The following is a 9342-nucleotide window of genomic DNA, read 5'->3' as shown; positions in this document are numbered from 1 at the left end:
GAGGCGCTGCCATCATGCCAGATTCGGAGGGGTTTTTCGAGGTGCCCTGTAGGTCTGCTCGGCCAATGCCATATCGCCTGAAGCTTTCGCTGAAAACACCTTGGCACGCGCAGCTACGTAGGCAGAGCGAGTAGCGAGCACCTTTTCCAACTGACTCTTAGCAAGTGGCTCCTGGAGAACCTCAACAAGCTTTTCCTGAATCTGTGTAGCACGTGCTGATGAAACCTTAATCTGCGCCTCGATGTCCGTCTGCTTCTTCAAATCGGTTGCCAGCCAAGCCGTCGAAGTTCTAACCGCATTCACTTCAATAACTCGCTGCCACTCTTGAATTAGACGTTCGTCGCGAACTTTCACATGAACCAGCTCGTCAGTCATAGAACTAGCCAGACTCATACGAATAACTGCAATTGTGATAAGCGCTATTAGTAAAGAGAAAACAATGGCGAAGCCAAGTGCAAGACGGGTACCAATATTGATATTCTTCATAACGAGTGAATCTTTTGAAAAAAATTGATTAATTAGAAACAATTTCGTTTCCACCAGCAACTTGCACTTATACCACTCCAAAATTGTAATTAATTATCCGTTACCATTTTAACCATAGTCCATACCAAGCTAAAATGAGGTCATGTGCGCGCACACACTAGGTGTTACCACATGTTGTATGTACAGGACGTTGGCGAGATTCTAGCATTGAAATTTCCAGGAACATTCATTGCTTTGAAAAAACTTCGCTAAAGCAACTCATCAATTTTTTTGTTTGTACTAAAGTTTAATCAAAAATACTATTAGACTGATATGCCAACACGACTTCTAGTTTCGAATGAAATTAATCTGACAACATAAATTAGTGGGTCAAAAACGGGACAATAAAAATGCCTGCTAATTTTGCAAGGTTAGAAACATCATATAACGAAACATTTTGTCAACTTAAGGCGGTTTTTCCCATACGACCTACAGACCTTGAAAGAAAGTGTGATTTATGCAACTTAATGAAGAATTGGGTTACTTATAAAGCAATTTTTTTAGAAGCGGCTCCCTTTCACTTGACAAGCATCTCTGGACGCACCAAAGTTAAAAAAATTCTTTAACTCTCATTTTACGAATGGAGTTGTTGATGCGTGGCACCCTCCTAAAGGTTGTAACTTTTCTTGGTGCAGTGCTCTACTCCACCTTAAGTAGAAAGTCCAAGCCTCGTCAACGCAGGGCAAACCTGGGAAAATCCCCCCAATACCAAGCTCACGGAAGAGTATTATCTCGTCGTGCTCTCCATGTTTCTACTCCATCTGCAAACGGTGGCAGTGTGACGTCAGACCCTCGAGAGCAAGCACTATTTAATGCTCTTGTCGAAAATTGCTCAGATGCCATTTGGCTCAAAGATACTGCTGGCGTCTACCAAGCATGCAACCGGGCAGCCGCTGAAATGTATGGTTGGTTGCCTCGCGACATCGTTGGAAAAACGGACGCTGAGCTTTTTCTTCCACAGGTAGCGCGCCACCTTCAAAACATTGACAGCAAAGTACTCGAAACCAAAGTTCCTGTAGTGGATGAGCAGATATTTCACCAGAATGGGGAGCCAGAGCCAATTATCCTCGACGTTGTGGTAAGCACGGTCGTGCAGCCAGATGCTAAGGTAATTGGCATTTTAGGTATCGGAAGAAATGTAGCTGTCCGACGACGCAAAGAAAATAAAATTAGAGAGCAAGAAGCACTCTTACAGGAAATGAGCAACTTGGCCCAGATAGGCGGCTGGGAACTAGACGTTTTAGAAAATAAATTTTCTTGGACTTCAGAATTGATTCGAATATATGAGTTCAATGAAAATCAGAATTTAAGCTTCGAATCATTGTGCGAGCCTGTCGATGGCACTGACCGCGTCATATTGGAAAAGGCACTTGCAAATACTTTATCGAAAGGCGAACCAGCAGACTTCCAGATAAAATTACTGTTGCCGAACGGAACCGCAAAGTGGGTTAGAGTTCACTGGAGAGCTGCCACAGAAGAAAGGAAAGTCACACGTATTTGGGGTATAGCTCAAGATTTGACCGACAGTAGTAAATTAGTCGAATCGCTAAGGATGGCAGAGCTTATATATAGCACCAACCTCGATGCAATACTAATCACTGACGATCAAGCGACCATAGTCGATGCTAACCCAGCTTTTCTACATATGACTGGTTATACGAAGGCTGAAGTATTAGGTAGGTTTCCTCAAAATTTCCGAGTAGACAGCGATAACACCGCTGCCTTCGCCCTTATTGGGGCAGCACTGCGTGAGCATGGGACTTGGAAGGGACAAGTCCAACTGCGTCATAAGGATGGGAAATCCATCGATACATATGTTGACATAGAAGCCATTCGGGAACCCGGCAATGTTAATCTCAAACGTGCAGTGCACCTCCGTGATTTGTCCGAGCAAATTTCGAAAGACGCAGAGATTTGGCGGCATGCAAACTTCGATTCATTAACTGGTCTACCCAATCGAAGCTTGCTGCTTGACCGACTTGGCCAATTAATCGAAACGAAAAGAGCGGATAATGACTCCTTAGGGATTCTCTGCATTGACCTTGATAGGTTCGCTGCCGTCAATGATTTAATTGGCCATGCCAACGGAGATAAGGTACTTGTCGAAGTTGCGAAGCGTCTACATGAAGCAGTAACCGCTAACGGAACATTAGCACGCATTGCCGGGGACCGCTTTGTTGTCGTCTTAGTAGACACGCAAAGTAATATTGAGCAAGTAGCGCTTACAATTATTGATTCGTTTTCTATTCCATTTGAAGCCGGCGAAAGCGTCGGAGGCGTCCACACCTCTACAAGTATTGGTATCGCCCTGTATCCAGAGGATGCTCCTAACGCTAACGGGCTACTAAGTATTGCTGAACAGGCTATGACTTTAGCAAAGCGCAAAGGAGGCAATCGATTTCATTATCATGCGCCACTTCAGCAACAGGCCGCAATGGTTAAGGTAAGGCTTATAAATGAATTGCGTCAAGCAATTTCGCGATCTCAGATACACATGTACTATCAACCAATTATCGACGCGCGCACAGGATATATTCGAAAAGCTGAAGCGTTATTACGTTGGAATCATCCGCAAATTGGCATTATCAGCCCTGCACAATTCATTCCGCTAGCGGAAGAGTCTGGCCTTATCGTTCACCTCGGAGATTGGGTTATGGATGAGGCAATATCTAGCGTGCAGCGTTGGCAAAAAGAATACGATTTAAATATAGAATTAAGCGTTAATCAGTCACCTGCACAATTTGTCACTGGCTCAAATGCTACTTGGATAAAACACTTAATCATTGCCGGGTTACCGAAACACAGCATCACTGTTGAAATCACTGAAAGCATGCTTGTGGATGACTCAGGTCAAATGCGCACCAGCCTAAAACTTTTGCAGGAAAATGGTGCAAAAATTTCACTCGATGATTTCGGAACTGGATTTTCAGCGCTATCATATCTTAAACTATTTAATGTTAATTATTTAAAGATCGATAAATCATTTATCCATAATATCGAACAAGATTCCAGCGACAAGGCTTTGACTCAAGCAATAATTGATTTGGCACACAAATTGAATATCGAAACAATTGCTGAAGGAGTCGAAACTAAGGGGCAACAAGACATTTTGATGGGTTTTGGATGTGATTACGTCCAAGGATATCTTTACTCAAAGCCAGTTACGAGAGAAGCTTTCGAGGATTTGCTTCAAAATCAGCTAAGGCAAGGCAAACCGACGTTCGCTTACTATAAAAATAGCGATATTTGAAACATCATTGCAAATATAATTGAATAAGAATGCACATGTAATTTTCAGGTTTTAATTACCGTCAAGTCAAATATTCAATGCAAGCTGCTTCGGGAAAGCGCATTTTAGCGGCCAGCATTATTCGCTTCGGAGCAATCGCTATGTACACCATAATCTGCAACTCATGTGAGCTACGGAACGGGAACAATTGGGCATCGAGTGGGGTTTGTGAATATTGTAGAGCTGTAGAAGAATTCGATTATCTCTGGGAAACTGGCAAGGGCGCACAGCAAAGAGAGAAAATGGAGCAACTTTTATTAACTATCGAATCGCTTGAGGGTGAATTTTGCCTTAACCGGTAATGCGGCAGGCAAAATGTTTGGTCCTCGCATTTATTTTACAGAAAGATTCTTTCTTTTCGCTACGACGCGGGCAATTTTCCGAAAGCGCTTTTGCGGGTCGAGCGTCTGAATTAGGATTGGGTTTTTCTGCAAAATCTTTCTAGTCATGGGATTCATACCCAAGCGATGCCCGCGTCGCTTGAATTCGGTTGACTGCTGTTGTTGTTGCGCGTGACCAGCAGACGCCTCGACAATGGCAGCAGAGTCGCCTTGCCGCAACCACCTTCGCAGTCAACCTCTCCGGAAGCACTGATTTATTCCCCCACCGATGTCCCCAACGGGGCGACGACCCGAAACAGTTTCGCGGTACCCATCTGCCTCGCCATCGATCATCCAAAAGAGTTTTTCTGACCTCGAATACACTGCCAAGAAGAAGCTGACACGACGCGATCGCTTCCTCGCCAAGATCCACAGCGTAACCCCAAGGGGCAAGTTGCACAAGCTGATTGAACCGTTCTATCCGAAGGTGGCGGGCGCAGGTCGTCCGCCGATTGGACTGGCGCGCATGCTGCGCATGTACGTGGCGCAGCAGTGCTTTGGTCTGTCTGACGAAGGCATCGAAGATGCGATCTATGACAGCCAGTCTATTTGAGCATTTGTCGGTATCGACCTGGGCCTCGAAACCGCGTTAGATGCAACCACGCTGCTCAAGTTTCGCCATCTGCTGGAAGCCAATAGCCTGACTCGGCAAATCTTCGATACGATTGACGGACATCTGGCTGAGAAATGTCTGATGATGCGCGAAGGGACCATTGTCGACGCGACGCCTGTCGCCGCGGCACATTCGACCAAGAACAAGGATGGTAAGAGTGATGCCGAGATGCGTCATTAGAAGAATGGCAGTGACTGGCACTTCGGCATGAAGGCTCACATTGGAGTCGATGCTGCTTCGGGCCTCGTTCATACAATCGTTGACACGGCCGGCAACGTCTCTGACGTGACCCAGGCGCACGCGCTGTTGCATGGGGACGAAACGGCAGTGCTTGGCGACGCCAGTTACCAGGGCGTCGAAAAGCGGCCTGAGAACGCAGGCAAATCGGTGACATGGCACATCGCCATGAAGCGCTTCTGCAAAATAGACTGGGCCGCAAGCTGGAAACGCTGGAGCACTTGAAGGCGAGCGTACGTGCGAACGTTGAGCATCCGTTCCACGTCATCAAAAACCTGTTTCGCCATCGGAAGACGCGCTATCGCGGCTTAACCAAGAACACCGCCCAGCTGTTCACGCTGTTCGGCTTTTCCAAACCGGTGCTGGCTGGCAGGCGACTTACGATCACTGAAGCCCAAAGTGCGTCCTGAGTTCCGAAACGCGCAAAGAATGCTCATAATCCAATGAAAAACCGGCGCACGCGGTGCCTAGAAAACACTTTAAAGCGCTGACGCAGCCGCGCGGCAAAAAAGAACGCTGCTGCGCCGAAAACGTCAATTGATCAGCGCTTCCCTAGCTCCATTGAAACAGGCCACACAATAGGAGCATCTTCCTATATGTTGGACACCGATCTGCTAAGCGCTCTATTTACCAACCGCTCGTCAGGGGGGGCAAAGTAATTATTTCACAAGGTGCAAGAATCTGGCAGATTCTCCTCGAGCGCTCATCACCGTCGTGACGCGCACTTATTTATGTTAGTCATCGCATAAATGACTGTCCCACCGCAGGAACAGCGCGTTTCTGCGCGACTCACTGGACGTGGTGACTGTGCAAGGTAACCTGAATACTTCGATTAACTAGTTTAACTAATCTCAGGACCTATCCCATGACAATTCTGATAATTGGCGGCACCGGTACGATCGGCTCCAAGCTCCTTGAGCAGCTCTCAACTCGGCCGGTCAGTGTGAAGGCGCTCATTCATTCGAAACTTTCAGCGCCCCTGCCCCCAGGCATCGCGGCCGTCAACGGCGACTTGACGGACATCGACTCCATGCGCGCGGCATTGGTCGACGTCGACACTGTTTTCCTGCTCAACTCGGTCTCATCAGATGAACTTACAAAGGCGCAGTTGGCGTTGAACTTGGCGGCTACGGCCGGCGTTAAGCGGTTCGTCTATTTTTCGATGGTTAACGCCGATGTGTTTGGCGATGTTCCGCACGCGTCTGCCAAATACACTACGGAAAAAATGATCGAGCAGTGCAATCTGGAAGCCACGATACTTAGGCCCAACTATTTCTATCAAAATGACGCGCTGCTGAAAACGGCAATCCTCGACACGGGCGTCTATCCCATCCCGATCGGCCCATTGGGAACGACAATGGTCGATGCGCGAGACATCGCTGAGGTGGCGGCGATTAAATTGGTGGAGCGCGAAATGTCGCCGGTTCGTTTGCCCAATGAAACTATCGAAATCGTCGGACCGGACGCCTTCACCGGCGATTCGATGGCCCTGCTTTGGAGCGAATTGACGGGCAGTCCCGTGACGTACGGCGGCGACGATGTGCCCGCATACGAACAGATGATGCGCATGGAGATTAAGGCTCCAAGTTGGCTCGCCTACGACGCGTCCCTGATGTTCCGCGGTTTCCTCCGCGACGGCATGCGCGGCAAGGCCGATTCGCTCGCGCGCGTAGCCGGAATTCTTGGACGCGTGCCGCGTAGCTATCGAAACTTCGCGGAGGAAACACTCGCTCAGTGGCAACAAGCCAAATAGCGTGTGCATTAAGCTGGCGATTCGAAGAAGATTTGGCCAGCCTGATGCGCCTTGCGCCGCCGGGCATCGCGATGTCCGGCGGCTACCCACGCGCGCACAACTTGCCGCGATGATCAAACTGTCGCCCTCGCGAATTCAGGGAGCGTCTTCGAGATTCCTGGCGAACAGTGTGCCGCATTCGGCTGCGTCTTTGATATGCGCGACGAACGCCCGAACGGTCGGTGAGAGTTCCCGGCTGCTGGGAAAGACAATACTCATGTCGACTGACGGCACTTTCCAGTCTGGGAACAGATGAACCAGACGTCCGGCTTCGAAATCCGGAATGCAAAGATGCCCCGACAGGCAGGCAATGCCGGCGCCATTGACAACCAATCGATGAATGAGCGCGGGATCGTTGACGTGCAAGCGCGGGTTCAACGGCAGCCGCAATGGTTCATTACCAGCTTTAGTAAAAGTCCAGAAGCGCGGCTTCCCGTTCAGTCCGGGCAATTCGACGGTGGCCATGTTGCGCACGTCCTCGATATGTTCGATTGCCGGATGGCGCGCCAGGTAACTCGGCGAAACACACAAATAGCGCTCGATGCGACCGAGCCGCGTCGCGATCAGTTGCGAATCTTCCATATGCCCCATACGGATCGCGACATCGATCCCTTCTGGCACCAGGTCGACTACACGACTACTAAGATCGAGGGTAATGTCGACGTCCGGATAACGCTCGAGGAAGGACGGAAGCAGCTTCGACAGGACGATGTAGCTGAAACCAATGCCCGCGCTGACTTTGAGGGTACCTTTCGGCCGCGCGCTGAAGCTGGTGACATAGTCGACGGCCTCGTGCACGCCAGCCAGCAGCTTGACGCATCGCTCCTGCATTGCGATGCCGGCTTCGGTAAGCTGCACATTGTGGGTGGTGCGCTGGACTAGCCGGATTCCCAATTCGGTCTCAAGGCGCGCCACACAGCGGCTGACTGTGGACTTCGGCATCGCGAGGGCGCGGCCCGCCGCCGAGAAATTGCGCAGCGCGGCAACCTTTTCGAACACGCGCAAGTCATTCAAATCCATTGCTCTCTCCCGATTCTGCGGACCGAGCGGGGCGAGTTACGCCGCTCGGTCCGCAAGACGGGATCAATTATGACGCAAGCCGGAGCAGTTTCTCGTTCCATTAGAGGGACACCATATCCCACGCAACCTTAGGGATATCAAACGGCACGCCTTGAGAGGCCGTGCAACTCGACGCCAATGCGCCGAATCTCCGCTTCGCCGGTAGATAGCGCCGCCTCACTAGTGTGTACCGAATACCGTCCAAGAACCAGTGGATAAGGATGTTTTGCCGCCGAACCGAGTAAGAAGCGAGTGTCTTCCGCCGCCTCGAAAGAAATCATGCCCTCCGATTCGGAGAACACGACAAGTTCGCCGCTTTCGATCAGATCGGGCACCCGCACACTTCCTTCGTACACCACCACCCAGCCGACATCATGCCTTGGCGGCGTCACATAGATCCAGCGCTCGCCAGCCTTTAGGCTAACGTCGAGGTAATTGAGCCGCGCGGGAGAATCGATGGGGCTTCTAGCATTACCGTATCGGCCCAGAATCACCCGCACAGGCCATTCATACGAGACTTCGGCGGCCCTCACGTAGCGGCTCTCGGCAGGCGTGCTTTCCAGTTCAGGCGGCAGGGCCAACCACATCTGGAACGCCTTCATGGGCGCGGTACCGGCGAGACCGCCGGCATGCCACACACCGCCACCGGCTCTCACCCACTCGACGTCGCCGGCCGCCAGCTCCCCTCGCCTGCCATTTGTCTCCTCGTACCAAATGCTGCCGCTGATGAGCAGTGTGACGGTGGCAATACCCGAATGGGGGTGGAAGCCGAAGTTCGGTCCCGCGCCAGGCTGCGCGTTAACCGCATCGAAGAATACGAACGGCTTGATCAGATTGCCGACATCCGATGGACTCACCAATCGCGTAATTGGCCCGCCCTTCGTCCCCTTGCCTCGAAAAACGATTTCCCGAGCCTGATATGGCGGCTCCGCCGGCGCTTGGCGCGGCTCGGTATTGCTGGTAGTGTTGAGATCGGACATAGCATTCCTTTGGTGACTTGCAGACCTGATGTGGCCCGAAACCACTGTATTTGGAACGCAATGAAACCGTAAGGAGGCACCGATGGGATGCGCTGTCCCGTATGGCTATTGAGCGCATTACAGCCTAGGGAAGCGCTGAACTAATCAGTTTCCGATTGCTTCTACGGTGTTCTCGTAATTGCGGCGCGCAACAGCGAAATCTCGGCCCGGTGATGAGTCAGAAGGGAGAATTGATCCGTTTTTTGTGCACAACCTGAGCGTTTTCCACACTCAGGACGCTACTTGGGTGTGTATGCGCCCGATGACTCTTCGCGCCAGCACCAGATTAGCGAAAGCGAACAGCGTGAACAGCTGCGCGTTGTTCTTGGCTAGTCCGCGGTAGCGCGTTTTGCGATGTTTGAACAGGCACTTCACGACCTGGAAACAATGCTCGACCTTCGCGCGCACGCTGGCCTTCGCTTGCTCGA

The 9342-nt window shown here is 50.7% G+C and carries 6 protein-coding genes and 1 pseudogene; 3 read left to right on the top strand and 4 right to left on the bottom strand.

Translation table 11 applies throughout. The features are described from left to right. Window positions 1–12 precede the first annotated feature (12 nt). Window positions 13–540: an MCP four helix bundle domain-containing protein gene (locus tag ACHAC9_RS24000; RefSeq protein WP_435764250.1), complete on the bottom strand. Its 528-nt coding sequence runs from the start codon at window positions 538–540 to the stop codon at window positions 13–15. Between the two features lie 577 nt (window positions 541–1117). On the opposite strand from ACHAC9_RS24000, the gene ACHAC9_RS23995 reads away from it, so the two are divergent. From ACHAC9_RS23995 to ACHAC9_RS23985, 3 genes and pseudogenes are all read left to right on the top strand, one after another. Beyond that, window positions 1118–3775 carry a sensor domain-containing protein gene (locus tag ACHAC9_RS23995; RefSeq protein ID WP_435764248.1) on the top strand — a complete coding sequence of 886 codons (2658 nt, stop codon included), beginning with the start codon at window positions 1118–1120 and terminating at the stop codon, window positions 3773–3775. A 711-nt stretch (window positions 3776–4486) separates the two neighbouring features. Beyond that, a pseudogene (locus tag ACHAC9_RS23990) lies at window positions 4487–5454 on the top strand (IS5 family transposase). Window positions 5455–5909: 455 nt separating this feature from the next. Next, entirely contained in the window at window positions 5910–6797 is an 888-nt protein-coding gene (locus ACHAC9_RS23985) for an SDR family oxidoreductase (RefSeq protein ID WP_435764246.1), read from the top strand. 135 nt (window positions 6798–6932) lie between these two features. Here ACHAC9_RS23985 and ACHAC9_RS23980 read toward each other — a convergent pair whose 3' ends face one another. From ACHAC9_RS23980 to ACHAC9_RS23970, 3 genes are all read right to left on the bottom strand, one after another. Continuing rightward, complete coding sequence (locus tag ACHAC9_RS23980) at window positions 6933–7856, bottom strand: LysR family transcriptional regulator (protein ID WP_435764244.1); 924 nt, start codon at window positions 7854–7856, stop codon at window positions 6933–6935. A 137-nt stretch (window positions 7857–7993) separates the two neighbouring features. Beyond that, window positions 7994–8875 carry a pirin family protein gene (locus tag ACHAC9_RS23975; protein ID WP_435764242.1) on the bottom strand — a complete coding sequence of 294 codons (882 nt, stop codon included), beginning with the start codon at window positions 8873–8875 and terminating at the stop codon, window positions 7994–7996. Window positions 8876–9145: 270 nt separating this feature from the next. Continuing rightward, window positions 9146–9342, bottom strand: a 197-nt coding sequence (locus ACHAC9_RS23970; RefSeq protein ID WP_435764239.1) for a transposase, incomplete at its 5' end; no start/stop codon positions are given.

The organism is Massilia sp. CMS3.1, from assembly GCF_051262535.1.
In the GTDB taxonomy this organism is placed as follows: Bacteria; Pseudomonadota; Gammaproteobacteria; order Burkholderiales; family Burkholderiaceae_D; genus Telluria.
The sequence above is the reverse complement of the archived record's forward strand: the minus strand, read 5'-3'. Positions and strand labels throughout refer to the sequence as shown.